Annotated in this window: 18 protein-coding genes and 3 tRNA genes; 11 read left to right on the top strand and 10 right to left on the bottom strand. The window is 34.1% G+C overall.

Translation table 11 applies throughout. The features are described 5' to 3' along the window. Nucleotides 1–136 precede the first annotated feature (136 nt). The 3 genes from IV513_RS08925 to IV513_RS08915 all read right to left on the bottom strand — a co-directional run bounded on the left by IV513_RS08925 (nucleotide 137) and on the right by IV513_RS08915 (nucleotide 3,787). The gene (locus tag IV513_RS08925; RefSeq protein ID WP_209390228.1) at nucleotides 137–1,279 is read right to left on the bottom strand and encodes an inorganic phosphate transporter; all 1,143 of its coding nucleotides are present in this window, start codon (nucleotides 1,277–1,279) and stop codon (nucleotides 137–139) included. Between the two features lie 15 nt (nucleotides 1,280–1,294). Beyond that, nucleotides 1,295–1,933, bottom strand: a complete 639-nt coding sequence (locus tag IV513_RS08920) for a DUF47 domain-containing protein (protein WP_209390227.1) — start codon at nucleotides 1,931–1,933, stop codon at nucleotides 1,295–1,297. A 150-nt stretch (nucleotides 1,934–2,083) separates the two neighbouring features. After that, a complete protein-coding gene (locus tag IV513_RS08915; RefSeq protein WP_209390226.1) occupies nucleotides 2,084–3,787 on the bottom strand; it encodes a DEAD/DEAH box helicase in 1,704 nt (567 codons plus the stop codon). Nucleotides 3,788–4,055: 268 nt separating this feature from the next. On the opposite strand from IV513_RS08915, the gene IV513_RS08910 reads away from it, so the two are divergent. The 3 genes from IV513_RS08910 to IV513_RS08900 are packed head-to-tail and all read left to right on the top strand — an operon-like array spanning nucleotide 4,056 to nucleotide 7,069. After that, the gene (locus IV513_RS08910) at nucleotides 4,056–4,733 is read left to right on the top strand and encodes a DUF2461 domain-containing protein (protein WP_209390225.1); all 678 of its coding nucleotides are present in this window, start codon (nucleotides 4,056–4,058) and stop codon (nucleotides 4,731–4,733) included. Nucleotides 4,734–4,789: 56 nt separating this feature from the next. After that, nucleotides 4,790–5,584, top strand: coding sequence for an FkbM family methyltransferase (locus IV513_RS08905; protein WP_209390224.1), 795 nt, complete (start codon nucleotides 4,790–4,792; stop codon nucleotides 5,582–5,584). Nucleotides 5,585–5,593: 9 nt separating this feature from the next. Next, the gene (locus IV513_RS08900; RefSeq protein ID WP_209390223.1) at nucleotides 5,594–7,069 is read left to right on the top strand and encodes a lipopolysaccharide biosynthesis protein; all 1,476 of its coding nucleotides are present in this window, start codon (nucleotides 5,594–5,596) and stop codon (nucleotides 7,067–7,069) included. Here the strand turns inward: IV513_RS08900 and IV513_RS08895 are convergent. The 4 genes from IV513_RS08895 to IV513_RS08880 all read right to left on the bottom strand — a co-directional run bounded on the left by IV513_RS08895 (nucleotide 7,062) and on the right by IV513_RS08880 (nucleotide 11,570). Beyond that, nucleotides 7,062–8,090, bottom strand: coding sequence for a hypothetical protein (locus IV513_RS08895; RefSeq protein ID WP_209390222.1), 1,029 nt, complete (start codon nucleotides 8,088–8,090; stop codon nucleotides 7,062–7,064). The two genes, IV513_RS08900 and IV513_RS08895, sit on opposite strands and share 8 nt — an antisense overlap. Continuing rightward, a complete protein-coding gene (locus IV513_RS08890) occupies nucleotides 8,087–8,941 on the bottom strand; it encodes a glycosyltransferase family A protein (RefSeq protein WP_209390221.1) in 855 nt (284 codons plus the stop codon). Before IV513_RS08890 ends, IV513_RS08895 begins: the two co-directional genes overlap by 4 nt. A gap of 77 nt (nucleotides 8,942–9,018) precedes the next feature. After that, nucleotides 9,019–10,419: an aspartate ammonia-lyase gene (gene aspA, locus IV513_RS08885; RefSeq protein WP_209390220.1), complete on the bottom strand. Its 1,401-nt coding sequence runs from the start codon at nucleotides 10,417–10,419 to the stop codon at nucleotides 9,019–9,021. Between the two features lie 128 nt (nucleotides 10,420–10,547). After that, entirely contained in the window at nucleotides 10,548–11,570 is a 1,023-nt protein-coding gene (locus IV513_RS08880; protein WP_209390219.1) for an N-acetylmuramoyl-L-alanine amidase, read from the bottom strand. Between the two features lie 135 nt (nucleotides 11,571–11,705). On the opposite strand from IV513_RS08880, the gene IV513_RS08875 reads away from it, so the two are divergent. The 3 genes from IV513_RS08875 to IV513_RS08865 all read left to right on the top strand — a co-directional run bounded on the left by IV513_RS08875 (nucleotide 11,706) and on the right by IV513_RS08865 (nucleotide 11,984). Continuing rightward, nucleotides 11,706–11,790 (top strand) — tRNA-Ser (locus IV513_RS08875). 13 nt (nucleotides 11,791–11,803) lie between these two features. Continuing rightward, nucleotides 11,804–11,878: transfer RNA gene (locus tag IV513_RS08870), tRNA-Pro, on the top strand. A 32-nt stretch (nucleotides 11,879–11,910) separates the two neighbouring features. After that, nucleotides 11,911–11,984, top strand: a tRNA-Arg gene (locus tag IV513_RS08865). Nucleotides 11,985–12,168: 184 nt separating this feature from the next. On the opposite strand, the gene IV513_RS08860 is transcribed toward IV513_RS08865, so the two are convergent. Beyond that, nucleotides 12,169–12,660 carry a hypothetical protein gene (locus tag IV513_RS08860; protein WP_209390218.1) on the bottom strand — a complete coding sequence of 164 codons (492 nt, stop codon included), beginning with the start codon at nucleotides 12,658–12,660 and terminating at the stop codon, nucleotides 12,169–12,171. A gap of 306 nt (nucleotides 12,661–12,966) precedes the next feature. Between IV513_RS08860 and IV513_RS08855 the strand changes: the two genes are divergently transcribed. The 5 genes from IV513_RS08855 to pyk are packed head-to-tail and all read left to right on the top strand — an operon-like array spanning nucleotide 12,967 to nucleotide 17,147. Then, on the top strand, nucleotides 12,967–13,206 hold the full coding sequence (locus IV513_RS08855) for an acyl carrier protein (RefSeq protein ID WP_002976354.1): 240 nt from the start codon (nucleotides 12,967–12,969) through the stop codon (nucleotides 13,204–13,206). 32 nt (nucleotides 13,207–13,238) lie between these two features. After that, nucleotides 13,239–14,483, top strand: coding sequence for a beta-ketoacyl-ACP synthase II (fabF, locus tag IV513_RS08850; RefSeq protein WP_209390217.1), 1,245 nt, complete (start codon nucleotides 13,239–13,241; stop codon nucleotides 14,481–14,483). 10 nt (nucleotides 14,484–14,493) lie between these two features. Next, nucleotides 14,494–15,258 carry a ribonuclease III gene (gene rnc, locus IV513_RS08845; protein ID WP_209390216.1) on the top strand — a complete coding sequence of 255 codons (765 nt, stop codon included), beginning with the start codon at nucleotides 14,494–14,496 and terminating at the stop codon, nucleotides 15,256–15,258. After that, complete coding sequence (locus IV513_RS08840) at nucleotides 15,236–15,709, top strand: IPExxxVDY family protein (RefSeq protein ID WP_209390215.1); 474 nt, start codon at nucleotides 15,236–15,238, stop codon at nucleotides 15,707–15,709. Before rnc ends, IV513_RS08840 begins: the two co-directional genes overlap by 23 nt. Then, on the top strand, nucleotides 15,702–17,147 hold the full coding sequence (gene pyk / locus IV513_RS08835; RefSeq protein ID WP_209390214.1) for a pyruvate kinase: 1,446 nt from the start codon (nucleotides 15,702–15,704) through the stop codon (nucleotides 17,145–17,147). Before IV513_RS08840 ends, pyk begins: the two co-directional genes overlap by 8 nt. 65 nt (nucleotides 17,148–17,212) lie before the next feature. Here the strand turns inward: pyk and IV513_RS08830 are convergent, their stop codons facing one another. Beyond that, on the bottom strand, nucleotides 17,213–18,505 hold the full coding sequence (locus IV513_RS08830; RefSeq protein WP_209390213.1) for an aldehyde dehydrogenase family protein: 1,293 nt from the start codon (nucleotides 18,503–18,505) through the stop codon (nucleotides 17,213–17,215). Nucleotides 18,506–18,631: 126 nt separating this feature from the next. Next, on the bottom strand, nucleotides 18,632–19,552 hold the full coding sequence (gene hutG, locus IV513_RS08825; RefSeq protein WP_209390212.1) for a formimidoylglutamase: 921 nt from the start codon (nucleotides 19,550–19,552) through the stop codon (nucleotides 18,632–18,634). Nucleotides 19,553–19,706 lie beyond the last annotated feature (154 nt).

The raw sequence follows: 19,706 nt of genomic DNA, 5'->3' as shown, positions 1-19,706 counted from the left end.
AATTTTTAAAATTTATCTTCAAAGAAAAAATACTAAATCTTTATTCACTTTTTCTTGAAAATTATTACACTTAATATACAAACAAAAAACTTTGCCCCTTCGAGCAAAGTTTTAATCTTGTATATAGATCTTATCCTTACGTGAAAAATTTAACCAAAAGATAGGTAAATCCAGCAACTATTGCAGAGATAGGAATCGTTAAAACCCAAGCCCAAAGAAGACTTACAGTAATCCCCCATCTTACGGCAGATACTCTTTTCGTTAAACCAACCCCGATAATTGAACCTGTAATAGTATGTGTTGTAGAAACCGGAATACCAAAATGGTCTGTAATAAATAAAGTAATCGCTCCCGCAGTTTCTGCACTTACTCCTTCTAAAGAGGTAACTTTTGTAATCTTAGTTCCCATTGTTTTAATGATCTTCCAACCACCGCTCATTGTACCTAATGCGATAGCAATGAAAGAAACCAAAGGAACCCAAAGATAATGCTCTGCAAAGAAAGAAAAACGGTCAGCCGAAGGAATATTAAGATATATAGGATCCTGAATCATATTCACATGGTAGTAAATTAATGCAGCTCCAATAATCCCCATTACTTTCTGTGCATCATTAAGACCATGTCCCAAACTGAATAACGCAGAAGAAACCAACTGCATTTTCTTAAATGCTTTATCTGCTTTGTAAGGGTTAGCTCTTTTATAAAGATGAACAATGATAAGCGTAATGATTATCGAAATCACCATACCAATAATGGGAGCCATGAAAATGAATAAGAAAATGGGAATTACTTTTTCAAATTTCACAATATCCTGTTTGGTAACTTGTGCAAAAGCTTCCTTCAATTTTTCAAAAGTTCCTAAATCCCGATGAGCAAGAGCAATTTCGTGATAATCCATCATGAAAGCATGCATTAAAGCAGCTCCCAAAAACCCACCAATTAAGGTATGTGAAGAAGATGAAGGAATACCAAACCACCATGTTAACAAGTTCCATGCAATAGCAGCCATTAATCCTGAGAATATTACTTCAAGGGTAATAAAATTTTCGTTTACCGTTTTGGCAATCGTATTACCAATTTTAAAATCTTTGAAGATGTATGCCGCAATAAAAAAAGCTGCAAAATTCCACAATGCTGCCCATAAAACCGCCTGAAACGGAGTTAAAACCTTTGTGGAAACAATAGTTGCAATTGAGTTGGCTGCATCATGAAAACCATTAATGTAATCGAAAACCAAAGCCAGAGCAATAATAACTATAAGTAAAATAGGAAATTCCATTTTTGTTATCTTGTTTTATGCGTACTTAATCATGATGTTCTCAATGGTATTGGCAACATCTTCTGCTTTGTCGGTTACTACTTCAAGATAATTGAGTACGGAAGAAACTTTGATAATATTGATCGCATCATTCGTTTCGAACAATTCTACCATAGAATTAGAAAGAAGATCGTCCGCAATATTTTCAATAGAATTTACTTTAATACAAGCTTCTTTTACCTGTTCCATATTTTTAAATCCTTTAAGATTCTTCATCGCATTCTGAATTTCCAGACAAGCTTTGTGAATCAGTAATGAGAAATCTGCATAAGCCTTCATTCTAGGAGATTTGTAAAGGAAAATATATTTTGCCGAAGCATAGATATAATCTGCAATATCATCCAGACCTGTAGCCAATGTGTGAATATCTTCACGGTCGAAAGGTGTGATGAAGTTTTTTCCAAGCTCAACGAAAATTTCGTGGGTAAGCTCATCATTTTTGTGTTCGTAGTCGCTCATCATTTTAAGCATAGAATCATCATTCAGATCAAAATCTTTTATTCCCTGGTTAAAATCATTAGCCATAGCAACAAGATTGTCTGTAACTTTCTCGAAAAGAACAAAGAAAATTTTATCTTTCGGTTGAAAAGCGTGGAAAATATTACCAATTCCCATATATAGTGTTTATAAATTTCGTCTGCAAATTTCTTAAAAAAGGATTGTTACCGGAAGCATCTTAGATTAATTTTTGTTAATATTGAAGTGATATTTTCCTTATAAATAAAAAAACCGGCTAAGTGCCGGTTTATATAAGTTTTACAGGAATTAGTTAGCTTCTTCAGCTCTCATTTCCTTTCCTTTAAATTTCATGGAAGAAATGTTTCCTAAAAGCTCTCCTTTGAATGATTTTTCTACTTCAAAGAATGAGAACTTTTCCAGAATTTCGATGTTTCCAATTTCAGCACGCTTGTTGCCTTTGCTTGAAGTTGCCTTATTAATAATTTCTAAAACATCTATCTTCTTCAACTGATCTTTCTTACCTAAATTGAAGAAAAATCTGGTCATATTTTCGTCACGCTGTCTTGGTTTCCCTCCTCTTCTTTCGCCACGGTCTCTTCCACCTCTGTCGCGGTCTCTGTCTCGATCTCTACCTCTATCACGATCTCGTCTATCACCTCTTCCACCTCTGTCATCATCTCTGCTGCTCAATTTCTGTTCTATTAAATCGTGTCTGTCTTTGTAATAAAGAGCAAGATCTTTTAATTGAAACTGAAGTAGTTTATGTACTAATTCTTCTTTAGAAAAAGCCGAAAGATCAGGGATTAAAGAATTATCGAACTCAAAGAAATCTTGGTGTTCTTCAAAAAGGCTTTCAAAAACTCCTGCAACCTGTGCTTTTACAATATCTTCTCCGGTAGGGATTTTACCTTCGTTAATTTCTATTTTTGTTACAGATTTTATCTGCTTCAATTTTCTGCTTTCTTCAGGCTTAATTAAGGCAATCGAAATTCCATCTCTTCCCGCTCTACCTGTTCTACCACTTCTGTGAACAAATACCTCAGGATCATCAGGCAAAGAATAATGTACTACGTGAGTAAGAGAATCTACATCTAAACCTCTTGCTGCAACATCTGTAGCCACAAGAATATCAATATTTTTAAGTCTGAATTTCTTCATTACCGTATCTCTCTGTGCCTGAGAAAGATCACCATGAAGAGCATCTGCTGCATAACCGTTCTGCATTAAGAAATCTGCAACCTCCTGTGTTTCCATTCTTGTTCTGCAGAAAATAATGGAGTATTGGTTCGGATTAGCGTCAATAAGTCTTTTTAAAGCTTCTTTTTTCTGACGGTAACCTGCAACATAGTATTCGTGTTTAATGTTCTTTTTAACTTCGTTAATAGAACCCACCGAAATTCTGTGAGGTTTTGTAAGATAATTTTTAGAAATTCTCTCTACTTCTTTGCTCATTGTAGCAGAGAATAAGAAAGTCTGTTTCGTTTCAGGAGTTTCTCTCATGATGGTTTCCAGTTCTTCTTTGAAACCCATTGAAAGCATTTCGTCTGCCTCATCTAAAACAAGCCAGTGAATAGCCGAAAAGTCTAAAGCCTTTCTGTTAATTAGATCGATTACTCTTCCCGGAGTTCCTACAATAATTTGTGGTTTCTCTTTTAAAGAACGAATCTGATCCATAATACTGCTTCCACCATAAACTGCTGTAGTTTTGATGTTTTGCATGTACTTAGAATAATTTTTTATGTCTTTGGTAATCTGAAGACATAATTCTCGTGTCGGACAAAGCACCAAAAGTTGGATTTTGCGACTCGTATCGTCAATCATATCCAAAATCGGAAGCGAAAACGCTGCTGTTTTGCCTGTCCCTGTCTGCGCAAGTGCGATAAGATCGCGAATATCTGAAAGAATGAAAGGGATAGTCTGTTTTTGGATTTCTGTCGGGCTTTCGTAACCCAGTTCGCCAATTGCCTTAAGTAAATCAGGACTTAAATTGGTCTCCGTAAATAAATTCATTAAATATTATAAAATTTTTTGCAAAGGTACAATATTTATTTGAATATTGAATTATATAATATTAACGAATTAATAATTTTAATTTAGAAAACCTTAAGCATTTTCAAAATTAGACAGAAAAACAATAACTTTTTTATTTTTAATTTAAAAATTTTTCAACAATTATTGGTTTTGAAAATTCGGTTTTTTACGGTCTTCAAATTTACGAATCTTTAAAAAGAAGGTGTTTATTTCTCATATATATTCTCTAAATTTGAATAAAAAACAGATGACAACCCCTATTTCACCAAAAATCCTGAACTTCATTAAAAAACTTGAGAAAAACAATAATCGGGAATGGTTTAATGACAATAAAACTTTATATACTGAAGCATTATCCGATTTTCAGGATTTCATTCAAAATCTTATTGAGGAAATGGGAAAGTTTGATGAAAACATTCTAAAAGAAGATCCTAAAAAAGCTTTATTCCGAATTTATCGCGATACTAGATTTTCTAAAGATAAAACCCCTTACAAAACCAATTTCGGAGCATCTTTCGGAATGGGGAAAAACGGAAAAAAATCCGGATATTACATTCATATTCAGCCTGGAAAGTCTTTTTTAGCTGCCGGAATTTATCTGCCAGAATCGCCTGTTTTAAAAACGATACGTAAAGAAATTTCCATATTCGGAGAAGAGTTTCTTCAAACCATAGAAAATGAAAATTTTAAAAAATATTACGGTGAACCGGATCAGGAAAACAAACTTAAAAACGTACCGCAAGGTTTTGAAAAAGAAGATCCTATGGCAGAATATTTAAAATTAAAAAGTTTTGTCGGGATACACAATTTATCTGATGAAGAACTTTCTGAACCCAATGCTGTACAGAATTTTTCTAAAATACTCATGGCAGCAAAACCACTGAATGATTTTTTGGAAAATGCAATTATAAATGATAATAATTAACGCTTTATTACTTTCCTCACATTTTTATTTAACTTTGCAAGTTTAAATTCAGTAGAATGTCCTTATACCAGAAACTAGCCGAAAATCTGCAATATATCAGTCCGAGTTTTTACAAACAGAGGTATTTTAAAAATTTAAAAAACCTTAATAAAGAAAACTTTTCTGCCAGAAATGTAGAACCCGAACTGCTTTGGATTAAAGATTATTTACAAAAAGATGCCATAATTTTTGATATTGGTGCCAATGTAGGAACTTTTCTCTATCAGTTTGAAAATAAGCTGAGTCATAAGAATATTTACGCTTTTGAACCTAACAAAAAACTATTTAAAAGGCTCAAAAGGCTTTTCACTTCAATGAATATTTCCTCTGTGGCACTTTCAGACGAAAATACAACTGCAGAATTTAAAGTCCCTATTATTAAAGGGAAAATGGTAGCTTCCCGAGGAACGCTCAATACCTCCTACAAAGAAAAAGACGAAGAAAACAGCTACACAGAAACCGTAGAAGTGGTAAAACTGGATGACTGGGCAATAAAACACAACATCAAAAAAATTGATTTTATTAAAATTGATGTGGAAGGAAATGAAATGAAAACCCTCTTTGGCGGAAAAAACACCATCCTGAAATTCAAACCCATATTAATGGTAGAAATGGAGCAAAGGCACCACGATCAGCCCATTTGGAGCGAGATTTCTGAAGTAGAAAACTGGGGTTTTAATGCTCATTATTTAAACAGAAAATCGTTCACACTCGAAAAACTAACAGAAGAAATTTTACTCAAAAATATCAGCGACGAAAAAAATAAAACCGAATACATCAACAACATTATTTTCACTCCAAAACAAGCATAAACTGAAAATATGAGTGTAGTAGCAAGGCAAGGTTTTAAATATTCTGTTATTGGATATATCGCAACCCTGATCGGGATGTTTTCTATTTTTATTTTTACCAACAACCTCTTTTTTTACGGAAAATTAAGATTCATCATGTCTACTGCAGAATTGTTGGTTCCTTTTGTAGTTTTGGGAATTTCTTATTCTAATGTAAAATTTTTCGGAAAAGCTCATGAAGACGGAAAGCATCAGAATATGCTTTCGCTTTCTTTAGCCTTAGTCTGCATTAATTTTTTTGTTTTTCTCATCATTTTCTTTCTCATTCCTTATTTCTCTCCAGAATTTACCAAAATGAAAATTTGGGAAAGCAAAAAATATATTCTTCCTCTTGTTTTAACACTTTCTCTTTGTGCGATTTTCAATAAATATATTTCCAACTATAAAAGAATTGTAGTTTCTAATATTTTCGATAATCTGTTGCCTAAACTTGCCAATCTGGGTTCTTTCTGCCTGTTTTTTTACTTCCAGATGTCTGAGCAGATTGCACTGGCATTTTTCTTCGGAATGTTTGCCTTAATGCTTTCAGGATATATTTTTTACGCCAATAAGCTGGAAAAAATTCATCTTGATTTCAGCACAGAATATTTTAAAAAAGACCATTTTTATAAAGAATTTGCCTCTTACAGCTTTTTCGGATTTCTGGGAACTTTCGGAAACCACATGGCTATCAACAACTACATGATTGGGGAATTTATCGGTGAAGAAGAAATTGCCGTTTACAGTATTTTACTGGCTTTAGTATCGCTTATTTCTATTCCGCAACTGGGTCTGTTTAATATTTCAGCTCCGTTTATCCGAAAAAACCTGGCAGATGGAGATATGGAAGAATTGGACCGGTTTCACAAAAAAACCTCACTGACGATTTTTTTCCTCGGAGCCGTTTTATTTGGCTGTATTATGGTGGGATTTCCTTATTTAACACATTTTATGCCTAATAAAGGGGATTTACTGAGGATGTACGAGCCCGTGATCTGGATTTGGGGTTCGGCAGTTTTGATGGATTTAGCTACCGGATTCAACGGAAATATCATCTCGCTATCCAAATACTACAAATTCAATATTATTGTAATGTTGCTTCTTGCAGGTTTAACGGTAGGTTTAAACTGGTATTTCATCAATAACACAGATCTTTCCTTAATCGGAATTGCTATTTCTACGGCAATTTCGGTGAGTATTTACAATCTCATCAAAGTTATTTTCAACTATTTCGTGTTTAAAGTTTCGCCATTCTCTATCGAAATGATTTTTGTTTCTATCATTTGTACTTTGGCAATCACGGTGGCTATTATTTTACCGGTTTTTGAGAATAATTTCGTCAATTTAATCTACAAACCTGCCGTAGTTTTGATATTGATTTTTATTGGAAACCACTTCACCAAGATCTTTCCGGTAGAACAGTATATCAATTTAAAATTCATTAAAAGCATTCTGAAATTTAAGTAACCTGAAGCAGCTTTTCTTCCAGTTTTTGCAGAACCCTTTTTTTGTTAAATTCTTTCTGAAAGTTGAACTGAAAATCTATAAGCTCATTCAATTGCAGAATTACATCTTTCCTTTCCGGTACAATAAATGCAAGATCTGAGGGATAACTTTCAGGAAAAACAGCTGCCTTACCAAACTTAATGGCGTCGCCCAGATTTCCCGTCATTTTCGTTTTGCCATAAATTTCTTTTTGACTGAAAAATTCTGTTTTTTCCTGAATGGGACACCAGAGAACATCTGCTTTTTTCATCCAAAACTCAAAATTTTCCTGAGAAACCCTTTCTGTAAAATATTTAAAACTAAAATTTTCAGAACCTTTTTTTATTTTTTCCAGCTCCTCCCCTTTTGCCTTTCCCAGAAAGACAAATTCTAAATTTTTTGCCTGTTCAGATTTTTGAATACAGTCTAAAACATGATCATAATCCCGTCTTTTTTGAGAAACACCACCCGGAATAACAACAGTTAATTTTTTATTTTTGCTAAAAACGAATTCTTTAGAATAAAAAAGCGGTAAAAAAGCATAGGTTTGCGAAGACAATGCCTCATCTAAAACAAAGAGTTTCGCAGCATTTTTATAAACATTCGCAGCTTGAAGCAAGCCTTCTTTCATTAAAAGTTTTAATCTGAAAAGCTGATCAGCTCTCAATATGCTTTTTATTAAATCTAAAGGTGAGGTTTTAGAAAAATTAAGATTATGAACAATAATTGCCGACTTATATTTTCGGGTAATTTCCAGAAAAGTATCGAAATACCGGTGAGCCGTCCCGATCATTACAAAATCATATTTTTTTGCTTTCAGCTGTTCTAAAATCATGGAAGAATCTGATAAAAAAACATTCTCCTGATTGGAAGAAATCTGACTGTCAATTTTTTCTGAAAAGTAATAATCTACGGAAAACTCTTTTGAATCTTCCATTAAATCCTTAAAATCGGAAGCAATTTCTGCGTGCGTATCAATTTCTATGTAGGCTATTTTTTTCAAATTTTAAACCATTTCTTTTTAAACTGATTCCAGCGTTCATTATTAATTACTTTTTGCTCTTTTTTAGAAATTTTCAGTTCAAGATGTTGAGATCTGCATTTTTCATACGAGCTGATGATCTGCATTAAAAATGACGGAGATTTTGCTTTTGAAGCTTCTTTAGCAGCGGCTATATACGTAAGGAAACGGTTTAAACCGAGAAAATAAAAATATCTTCCATAATAATCTGCAGGTTTTATGGTATAATCGGCTCCTTTTACTTTAATCAGTTTTACCTGCAGTTCAGGGATTGCCACTTCTTTCCAGCCTGAATTTTTAAGAAGAATGGCATCAATATTATCCCATCCCAAAGTTTCTCGAAGCCCTCCAATTTCCTGAAAACACTCCTTTCGGTACGCTTTCATCGGACCACGCACATGATTTTTGTTAGAATTTCCTTCATACACCCATTCCCCATTTTTTTCAAGATATAAAAGTCCGCCAACCAGCCCATAATCAGGATTTTCGGCAAAAGCATCTGCTATTTTCTGAAGATAATTTTCATTTAAAATAATATCAGAATCAAACTTACAAATAATATCAAAATCTGCTAACCTTTTCGTTTCCAAACCCTTCTTAAATGCGGCAACCACTTTCGATCCCGGTTGATGAGATGATTTCTGAAGCGTAATGGTTTCAAACCTGAAATCACTTTCTGTGTATCTTTTAATTACGCCAGAAGTTCCATCAGACGATCCATCATTAACCACTACGACCGTAAAATCTTTAAAACTTTGCTGCTGCAGAGAATCCAGAGTAAAAGGAAGATTTTTTTCTTCGTTGTGAGCAGGAATAATGATGAGAAATTTCAAAATAAAAACATGTAAAATGAAATAATTAACCAGCGATGAATTTACTTAGTTCATCACCGATTAATTACTGTTAAAATTTATTTATTATGCGGCGTAAGCATATTTTTTGGATCCAGAATTTCATCTAATTTCTCCTGAGAAAGCAATCCATGTTCAAGAACCAAGTTATAAACACTTTTTCCTGTTTCTAATGCTTCTTTAGCAATTTTGGTAGATTGTTTATAGCCTATATAAGGATTCAAAGCAGTGACAATTCCTATGCTGTGCTTTACCATATTGAGACAAATTTCTTTGTTGGCAGTGATACCCACAACACATTTTTCGCGAAGAGTATCGAGAGCATTACACAGAAAATGAATATTTTCCATAATTGCATGAGAAAGAACTGGCTCCATTACATTTAACTGAAGCTGTCCTGCTTCTGCTGCAAAAGTTACCGTTAAATCATTCCCTATAACTTTAAAACACACCTGATTGACAACTTCAGGAATGACCGGATTTACTTTCCCCGGCATAATTGAAGAGCCCGGTTGCATTGGTGGAAGATTAATTTCAGACAATCCAGCTCTCGGTCCGGAAGCCAGAAGTCTTAAATCATTACAAATTTTAGACAATTTTACAGCCAGACGTTTCATAGCTGATGAATAAATCACATACGAACCTGTATCTGGAGTAGCTTCCACTAAATCCGGTGCAGAAACGATAGGGTATCCTGTAATTTCTGACAGATTTTTTGCACAAAGTTTTGCATAACCAATTGGCGCATTAATCCCTGTACCAATGGCGGTCGCTCCCATATTTACCTCTACAAAAAGGTTGGCATTATTATTCAATTTAGAAATATCTTCTTCCAAAGTAGCAGCAAAAGCTTCAAACTCTTGTCCCATCGTCATTGGAACAGCATCCTGAAGCTGGGTTCTTCCCATTTTAATCACATCGTGGAATTCTCTTCCCTTTTCGCGAAATGCTTCTACAATCTGCTTGAGTTTTTCTACCAAAACATCATTCATTTGCAGTAAACCCATTTTAATTGCCGTAGGATAGGCATCATTGGTCGACTGAGAAAGATTGATATGGTCATTTGGTGAACAAAATTCGTATTCACCTTTATTTTTTCCTAATTTTTCCAGAACACGATTGGCAATCACTTCATTTGCATTCATGTTTATTGAAGTTCCCGCACCTCCCTGAATCATATCAACAGGAAATTCGCTGTGAAACAAACCTCCAATAAGTTCATCACATGTTTCTGAGATTTTCAAATATAAGTTTTCATCCAAAAGCCCTAATTCATAATTGGTTTTAGCCGCTGCTTTTTTCACAAACGCCAAACCTTTAATAAATTCAGGATATGAAGATAAAAGCTGTCCCGATATTTTAAAATTATCTATTGCTCTTTGAGTCTGAACTCCAAAATAAGCGTTTAAAGGCACATTAAGTTCTCCTAAAAGATCACTTTCCTTTCTGAAATTTTCCATAATTTAAAAATTAATGTAACGGTTCTATAATATCAATTTAAGCGCACCAATTTAGCAATAAAAAGCTATTGAAATTTAAGAAATGGGAGCAAAAAAAATGATTCGTTTACATTAGTTGTTTCCTGAATTTATTTTACCGGATATTTTTGGTTTAAAGCCTGTAGAATAGCCCAGGTTTCAGCATCGATAACGCCATCATAGTTTTGTGGTCTGAAATGATACTGAAAAGCCTCAATTGTTCTTTTGGTAGCATCATCCCATTTCCCGTTTGGAAAAAGATCGTATCCAAATTTCTGTAATGCAGTCTGCACAACAAATACAAATGACGGTTCGTTATATTTTGTAGAAACTTCAGTTTCTGCATTCATTATAAAAGTTTGTTTTACAGCTTCATCAAACCACATTCCTATCTGGTATTCATCATATAATCTTTTCCACGGAAAAAGCGGTCCTGGATCTTGCTTTCTTGTAGGTGCAATATCCGAATGAGCCAAAACATTGGTAGGAGGAATATTATATCTCATCACAATATCTTTCGCTAAAGCTGCAACTTTTTTAATCTGCTCATCAGTAAAAGGCTGAAATATTTTTTTCCCGGTTGCATCCGACTTGTATCCCGGATTTACTATTTCTATTCCGATTGAAGTATCGTTTAGATTCTTGTCAGCTCTCCACGCACTAACACCAGCATGATAAGAACGTTTATTTTCATCAACAAGCTGATAAATTTCGTTATCACCTAAATTATTAACCAGATAATGCGCACTCACATTTTGTTTTGTAAGCACTTCTACAGATTTATCGTCCGGCAAAACGGTATAATGAAGAATTAAATATTTTTGTCTGAAGTTCTGGGCAATTGCAGGAAAGTAAGTCTTCACCACTTTGAATCCTGCGGGTTTTGCAGATACAATAGAACCATAACTTGCAGTATTGTCGTTTTTGGTAATATCTGCAATATTAGTTGTAAAGAATTCTACACCATGATCTTTTATAACATGAGGTTTCTGCTTTTCAACCGCTGCAACATTCACAGGTTTTGCTTGCGAAACTGCAGTTTTAGGACGATAAGAGTTTTTCTTGATATTTTTCTGTGAAGTACAGGAAAACACCAGAACACTTAAGCCGATGATATATAACGATTTACGCATCTGTCTATTTTTTCAATTGTTTATTAGCGTAAAAATACACAATTTTTTCTTGTCTTTTATTTGGTAGATAAAGAAATCTGTTCTATATTTGCACTCGCAATAACAGAACAAAGATCTTTACAATATAAATAAAAAGGAGGGTTGCCGGAGTGGTTAACGGAGCAGTTTGCTAAACTGTCGACGCGAAAGTGTCGCAAGGGTTCGAATCCCTTACCCTCCGCATTTTATTTACTCGGGGCGTAGCGTAGTCCGGTCATCGCGCCTGGTTTGGGACCAGGAGGTCGCAGGTTCGAATCCTGCCGCCCCGACAGTTTTCGATAATTTTTTCAAAATTACAAATGGGTGCGTAGCTCAGCTGGATAGAGCATCTGCCTTCTAAGCAGACGGTCAAAGGTTCGAATCCTTTCGCGCTCACTTTCAAAACTCACATTTTTTGTGAGTTTTTTTGTTTTATGGATATAATTGAACGAATTGCGAAATTAATTCAACGGAAACTTTTCGTTACAAACTCCAATCAATCCGCCATATCATAAATTTTTTAAAGAATAAATTTCACTAAAATAAATTAGTGAAATTTTGATTTTAAAAGCCTGAATAATTAAAAACCAATACGTTTCATTGCATACGGACTCAAATATATTTCATGTAAAGAAATAAGTGATTCAACATCAGTATATTTTTGAAATGCCAAATCATTTTTATTAAACGAAAGCTCTATAGAAGGATTATAAGACGCTACCAATCTGGCAACAGAAAATCCATTATAAGCACTTATGAAACCATCAAATAAAATTTTAGATTCTGCTTTTTGAAACACTCTGTTTTCATCAAAAAAAACATTTCCCGAATCTATTTCAGTAATTTCACTATTATGCTTTAAAGATTTCCAAGTGACATAATTCTTTGGTTCCTTGAGAATATTACCTTTCGAATCTACCGGTAAAAACATATCTAAACTAAGCGGCATTCTCAGAAATTGAGCGTAATTATTCAACAGATTAAGCGTATGAAGATCGGCAAAACCTTCATTTGAATAATATTCTATTACAAAATCCGTCATCGGAATCAATCTCTGAGGAAAACTCGACATGTTTACTTCTATATTTATCTTTGAAAACAGGAAGCAAATATATATTTAAAAACATCAACAGATATCAAGAAACTATAGTTTAAAATAAATCAAAATAAGGTAATAATATAAGTTTAAAAACATCTTTACAGAATAATAATTCTATAAAACAAAAAGAATTAACACATAAATAATTGATAACTAAAAGAGTATCTCAAAGCACGCAAAATTATATTATACAATTCTATAAAAAAGTTTAAAAAAACGATTTATCATAAAGAATTTTATATATTTGCAGCATCTAACAATTAAAAAAAATAATTTACTATGTCAGACATTGCATCAAGAGTAAAAGCTATCATCGCTGATAAGCTTGACGTTGAAGAAACAGAAGTAACTCCTGAGGCTAGCTTCACAAATGATTTAGGAGCAGACTCACTAGATACAGTTGAGCTAATCATGGAATTCGAAAAAGAATTTAATATTCAGATTCCTGATGACCAAGCTGAAAAAATTACTACTGTAGGACACGCTATCGCTTATATAGAAGAAGTAGTAAATAAATAATATTCTTCAACAAAGGAAAATTTTAAAAATTTATGGAATTAAAAAGAGTAGTTGTAACTGGTTTTGGCGCAATAACACCTGTAGGTAACAATGCGAGTGAATACTGGGAAAGTCTTGTAAAAGGCAAGAGCGGAGCCGCTCCTATTACTCTTTTTGATGCCACAAATTTCAAAACCCGATTTGCGTGTGAAGTGAAAAACTTCAATCCTTTAGACTATTTCGACAAGAAAGAAGCTAAAAAAATGGATAGAAATACGCAGTTAGGATTGGTTGCTGCGAGAGAAGCAGTAAGTCATTCAAAAATTATAGAAGACAATGTTGATAAAAACAGAGTCGGCGTAATTTGGGGATCTGGAATCGGAGGTTTAGAAACATTCGAAACGGAAGTTTTGGGTTGGGCAAACACCGATATTCCAAGATTCAATCCTTTTTTTATTCCTAAAATGATTGCGGACATTACCCCGGGACATATTTCTATAGAATATGGTTTCCATGGCCCCAATTATACTACGGTTTCAGCTTGTGCATCATCTGCGAACGCTCTTATTGATTCTAAAATGCTTATTCAGCTCGGAAAAGCCGACGTAATAGTTTGCGGAGGTTCTGAAGCAGCGGTTACAGCGAGCGGAGTCGGAGGTTTTAATGCTATGATGGCACTTTCTACAAGAAATGATGACCCTACAACGGCATCTCGACCTTTCGACAAAGACAGAGACGGATTTGTTTTAGGCGAAGGCGCAGGTTGCATCGTTCTTGAAGAGTATGAACACGCTGTGAAGCGTGGAGCAACAATTTATGCAGAATTATTGGGTGGTGGTATGAGTGCAGATGCACATCACATGACAGCACCACATCCTGAAGGTTTGGGAGCTTATCTGGTAATGAAAAATTGTCTAGAAGATGCAGGACTTACTGCTGATGAAGTAGACCATATCAATATGCATGGTACATCTACTCCATTAGGAGATATTGCAGAATCTAATGCAATTTCAAGATTATTGGGTGAACATGCCTACGATATTCAGATTAATTCTACGAAATCAATGACAGGACACCTTTTAGGTGCAGCCGGAGTTATTGAAGCAATTGCTGCTTTGGGAACAATTATTCATGGTATCGTTCCTCCTACAATCAACCATTTTACTGATGATGAAAACATCGACAGCAGACTGAATTTCACGTTTAATGAAGCTGTAAAAAAAGATGTAAAAGTTGCCATGAGTAATACTTTTGGATTTGGTGGACACAATGCCTGTGTTCTATTTAAGAAAATCTAAATATTACTGAATGGAGTTACAGAAATACTTTTCTAAATTCCTCCTCAAACAAAGAAAAAGAACACTTACTGAAAGAGATTATTTTCTAAGTACAGAGCTAAATAAAATTTTAGGTACTGACATTCAGAATATTAACTTCTACAGAGAAGCTTTTTCTACAAAAAGTTCTTCTAAAAACCAGGATAGCAATTACGAAAGACTGGAATTTTTAGGAGATTCTGTTTTGGGTACAATTATTTCTTGCCATTTGTTTCATACTTATCCTAAAGCTAATGAGGGATATATGACACAAATGAAATCTAAGATTGTAAATAGGAAGAATCTCAATAAACTGGGTGAAGACTTAAAGCTTACAAGCCTTTTACAAAAAAACAACCATTCTGCTGCTTTAGGCGAAAATATTTCGGGCAATTTGTTTGAAGCACTTATCGGTGCAATTTATCTGGACTTGCAATACGAAACGTGCAAAAAAATCGTTTTAGAAAAGTTGCTTACCCCAACAGAAATTAATAAGCTTGAAAACAAAATTGTAAGTTATAAAGGTCTTTTGCTAGAGTGGAGCCAGAAGAAAAAACTGAATATAAAATATGAAACCTGCGAAGAAATTCAGGTGAACAAATCTATTGTTTTTCGCTGTCACGTATGGCTTGGAAATGAAAAAATTTCTAATGCAACAGAGACTTCAAAGAAAAAGGCAGAAGAAAAAGCAGCACAAAGGGCATTTTATATTTTAAATAAAAAAGAAAATATACTTGGAAATTCAAAAACTTTATGATTTTGACGAAACGGATTTTGAAGATATTACCATAGGCTTGGTAAGATTGGTAAAACATATTCCGGATCATGAGTTTTTTTTTAAGATAAATCATTTTAACGATTTAAAATTTTCAAGAATAGAAGATCTTATTTACAATGGTAAATATTATGATTTTTCATTTCCCAGATATGAAGCATATCATAAATACACCAAAACCTGCTTCACTTTTATTGCAAACAAATCATCAGAAAGTAAGCAAAAAAAACTGCAGACTGAACTCTTCTCAGAAGAAGAAAACATTAAATTTTTATTAAATAATCATCCAGATGTAGAATATATTCTGCATAGTTCGGAACAATTTCCTGATTTTTCCGTAATTTTGCTGGCTGAAAATCTTGTGTTTCCTATCCAAGATTACATAATAGGTTCTGAAGAAGAACTTTATCAAATAATACAGTATTATGAATAAGTATTTAAAGAAGACTAAAATTATTGCAACACTGGGCCCTGCTTCATCTTCGAAAGAAGTGATGTTGGGATTAATGAGAGCGGGTGTTGACATTTTCAGAATAAATTTTTCGCATGCAGACTACGACTTAGTTCGCTCAAATATTGAAATAATAAGAGAGTTAAATAAAGAATACGGTTATTCTGTAGGAATTTTAGGAGATTTACAGGGGCCTAAACTGAGAGTTGGAGTTGTAAAAGAAGGTTCTTACCTGAATCCTGGTGATGTTCTTACATTTACCAACGAAAAAATAGAAGGCGATTCTACAAAAGTTTATATGACTTATCAGCAGTTTCCTCAAGACGTAAATGTCGGAGAGAGAATCTTGATTGATGACGGCAAGCTTGTTTTGGAAGTTTTAGAAACCAATAAAATTGATACTGTTAAAGCTAAAACAATTCAGGGAGGACCATTAAGCTCTAAAAAAGGGGTTAACCTTCCGAATACCAATGTTTCTCTTCCTGCATTAACCGAAAAAGACATTCAGGATGCCAACTTTATGCTTGATATGGAAGTGGATTGGATTGCTCTTTCTTTCGTTCGTCATGCACAGGATATTATAGATTTGAAAGAATTAATTTCTAAACATCCGAACGGTACCATTAAAACTCCTATCATCGCTAAGATTGAAAAACCGGAAGGTGTAAAAAATATCGAAGAAATCTTGTTAGAATGTGATGGATTAATGGTTGCAAGAGGTGATTTAGGAGTGGAAGTTCCTATGGAAGAAGTTCCTGCCATTCAGAAAAACCTGGTTGAAAGAGCAAGATTTTACTCAAAACCGGTAATCATTGCAACCCAAATGATGGAAACAATGATTAACAGTTTAACGCCTACAAGAGCAGAAGTAAATGACGTTGCTAATTCTGTATTAGACGGTGCAGATGCAGTGATGCTTTCAGGAGAAACTTCTGTAGGTAGATACCCAATTCAGGTGGTGGAAAACATGGCGAAAATTGTGAAAAATATAGAAATGACTAATTTCTATCAACACAAAAACGAACCTATTGAAAAAGATTTCAATTGTATTGATGAACGTTTCATTACCAACAGGGTTTGTCTTGCTGCCGTAAGAATTGCAAAAAGTACCAACGTTGCAGCTATTGTAACATTAACAAGTTCGGGTTATACAGCCTTTCAATTATCAGCTCACAGACCTAATTCCCACATTATTGTGTTCAGTGGAAACAAGAGAGTTATTACAATGCTGAATTTACTTTGGGGAGTTCGTGCTTATTATTATGACATGAATAAACCTACTGACGAAACCATTATTCAGGTAAATATGTTGACGCATAACCATGGTTATATAGAAACCGGAGATTTCGTTATCAACATCAATGCAACTCCGTCTTATGAAGGTGGAAAAACAAATACATTGAGATTAACTACAATTTAATTATTGTCTTTACTATAAAAAAAACCTCCCGAAAATTAATTTTTTCGGGAGGCTTTTGTTTTTGTTTACTTTCCTAAAACCGTTTTAATTGTTACAAATTCTTTTAAAGCGTGCAGAGAAAGTTCTGTTCCATAACCTGAAGATTTGGTTCCTCCAAACGGAAAACGAGGATCTGAGCTTGTCATTCTATTAATATTAACCGTTCCGGATTCTAAGTTTTCGATAAAATACTGTTGACGGTCTTTATCAGACGTCCAAACTGAATTAGACAGACCAAAAGGGATATCATTGGCTATTTTTAAAGCTTCTTTATCATCTTCTGCAATCATTACCATTCCTAATGGACCAAATAATTCTTCAAGCAAAATAGGATTGCCTTCTGCAACTCGGATTAATCCGGGATTAAACTCGTTCTCAGAAATTCTTTCCAAAGGAATAATCACTTCTGCACCATTATCCAAAGCTTTCTGATATTGTTTTTCCAAATCATCTGCCAAATCAGGTCTTGCCATTCCGCTCAGTTTGGTCTCTTTCAAATGAGGATCAGACGGAATATATTTTTTATATTCTAAAATAAATTTTGGCAGAAAATCGAACTCAATATTTTTTTGAACAATAAATCTTTTTGCAGCAACACAGGTTTGCCCACAATTCTGAAGTCTTGCCAAAGCACCTACTTTTGCAGCTTCGTCTAAATCGGCATCATCCAAAACGATAAATGCATCACTTCCACCCAATTCAAGTAGAGATTTTTTGATATTCTTTCCGGCGGTTGCGGCTACTTCTGCACCTGCTTTTCCACTCCCGGTGAGACTTACACCTTTTATGATACTATGTTCTAAAACTTCCTCAACTTCTTTATGCCCGATTTCCAAATTTTGAAACACACCTTCCGGAAAACCAGCTTCAAGGAAAACTTTTTCAATCGCATTACCACTTCCGAAGCAAATGGATGCATGTTTCAGAACTACTGTATTCCCTGCTAAAATTGTAGGTGTAGCAAATCTTAAAACCTGCCAGAAAGGGAAATTCCAGGGCATCACACCTAAGATTACGCCTTTAGGCACAAAATGAATTTCGGAAATACTGTATTCGGATTGAATTTTTTCGGGTATTAAAGTATTTTCTGCGTCTGCATAATAGTTCATCATTAAGGCACATTTCTCCACTTCTGCAATAGATTGAGAAATGGGTTTATTCATCTCGTCTGTTATTATTTTACCAAAATTTTCAGTTTTCGATTTAAAAATTTCAGCAGCTTTGGCAATGAGTTTTTGCTTTTCTTTAAAAGGAACTTTTTTCCATTCCTGAAAAGTTTGTTCCGCTTTTAAAAGCTTTTTTTCTATTAATTTTTCCATGTTAATTTTAAAAATCATACAGAATCAGAAAAAAAGTTCTGATATCTATGGGATCATTCAGCAACAAATATTATTCCTCGCCATTCTATATTTTAATGATAATCTCTATGAATAATATTGGTTAGATTAGATCATAAACCATTCATTAGCTAAACTGGCAGCCAGTCTTGCTGTACGTTCTTGAATATCAAACTCTGGGTTTACTTCTGCAATATCTAGTGCAGAAAGTTTTTCGTTTTTGAGAATATGTTTATACAAATGCATGAATGCTGAGTCAGCAAAAACACCATTATAAGCCGATGCTGAAACTCCCGGAGCCATAGAGGCATTGAAAACATCCATGCAAATTGTAAGATAAAGAACATCCACAGAATCAATAAGTTCATTCACTCTCTCATACACCGAAGGAAGATTTTCAAAGAACAGTTCATCTGCCAGAATATATTTCATCCCAAATTGGTGTGCAGTATCAAAGAGTTTCAAAGTATTAGAATTTCTCTGAATTCCAATGTGCAGAGAGTGAATTTCTCCTTCCTGAGCAATTTGCCAGAATCCCGTTCCCGAACTTGCTCCTACTCCATTTTCTGGTTGTCTGTTATCAAAATGAGCATCGAAATTAATAATTCCTATTTTTTGTTCAGGAAAAGCGGTTTTTACTCCACGGTAATGCCCGAAAGTAACTTCATGACCACCTCCTAAAACCAAAGATTTACCTCCTTTCAACAGAACTTTGGAAATTTTTTTCGCCAGTTCGTTTTGAGTATTTTCAAGATTTCCGTCTTCACAATAAATATTTCCGAAATCCAGAAAAGAAAAATCGGGACGAACTACAGGAAAGTTAGACATATTTCTACGTATAATATCAGGAGCATTTTTTGCACCTTGTCTTCCCTTATTTCTGCGAACGCCTTCATCAACTGCAAACCCATGTAAAACGAAATCATTCGGTGAAATGGTATCGTAATTTTTTTCTTCTTTTACTCTCTGAAAAATTCTGTGGTAAAGTAATTCTTCACCATCCAGCCTTCCTTGCCAGATATTGTCCATATTAATTGATGCTTTTTTGATTTTTATTTTTTGTAGCTGCAAACACTAACTAAAAATTTTTTGATTATCCGTTTTTAATCATAACCCTGTAATGTTAGCAATAATAAGCCTTTCAAAGAGGCTATCTCCAAAATATCTTCGATTTAGCTTGTAG

This window comes from Chryseobacterium sp. RR2-3-20 (assembly GCF_017808115.1).
GTDB classification, from domain to species: Bacteria; Bacteroidota; Bacteroidia; order Flavobacteriales; family Weeksellaceae; genus Chryseobacterium; species Chryseobacterium oryzae.
Note: the sequence above shows the minus strand (reverse complement) of the source record. Positions and strands in the feature narration are given on the sequence as shown.

Excerpts from the sequence above, each read along its gene's own strand:
- IV513_RS08855 (WP_002976354.1), top strand. The coding sequence starts at position 12,967 with ATGTCAGACATTGCATCAAGAGTAAAAGCTATCATCGCTGATAAGCTT.
- IV513_RS08830 (WP_209390213.1), bottom strand. The coding sequence starts at position 18,505 with ATGGAAAAATTAATAGAAAAAAAGCTTTTAAAAGCGGAACAAACTTTT.
- IV513_RS08860 (WP_209390218.1), bottom strand. The coding sequence starts at position 12,660 with ATGTCGAGTTTTCCTCAGAGATTGATTCCGATGACGGATTTTGTAATA.
- IV513_RS08900 (WP_209390223.1), top strand. The coding sequence starts at position 5,594 with ATGAGTGTAGTAGCAAGGCAAGGTTTTAAATATTCTGTTATTGGATAT.
- IV513_RS08920 (WP_209390227.1), bottom strand. The coding sequence starts at position 1,933 with ATGGGAATTGGTAATATTTTCCACGCTTTTCAACCGAAAGATAAAATT.
- hutG (WP_209390212.1), bottom strand. The coding sequence starts at position 19,552 with ATGGACAATATCTGGCAAGGAAGGCTGGATGGTGAAGAATTACTTTAC.
- IV513_RS08880 (WP_209390219.1), bottom strand. The coding sequence starts at position 11,570 with ATGCGTAAATCGTTATATATCATCGGCTTAAGTGTTCTGGTGTTTTCC.
- IV513_RS08915 (WP_209390226.1), bottom strand. The coding sequence starts at position 3,787 with ATGAATTTATTTACGGAGACCAATTTAAGTCCTGATTTACTTAAGGCA.
- fabF (WP_209390217.1), top strand. The coding sequence starts at position 13,239 with ATGGAATTAAAAAGAGTAGTTGTAACTGGTTTTGGCGCAATAACACCT.
- aspA (WP_209390220.1), bottom strand. The coding sequence starts at position 10,419 with ATGGAAAATTTCAGAAAGGAAAGTGATCTTTTAGGAGAACTTAATGTG.
- pyk (WP_209390214.1), top strand. The coding sequence starts at position 15,702 with ATGAATAAGTATTTAAAGAAGACTAAAATTATTGCAACACTGGGCCCT.
- IV513_RS08910 (WP_209390225.1), top strand. The coding sequence starts at position 4,056 with ATGACAACCCCTATTTCACCAAAAATCCTGAACTTCATTAAAAAACTT.
- IV513_RS08905 (WP_209390224.1), top strand. The coding sequence starts at position 4,790 with ATGTCCTTATACCAGAAACTAGCCGAAAATCTGCAATATATCAGTCCG.
- rnc (WP_209390216.1), top strand. The coding sequence starts at position 14,494 with ATGGAGTTACAGAAATACTTTTCTAAATTCCTCCTCAAACAAAGAAAA.
- IV513_RS08925 (WP_209390228.1), bottom strand. The coding sequence starts at position 1,279 with ATGGAATTTCCTATTTTACTTATAGTTATTATTGCTCTGGCTTTGGTT.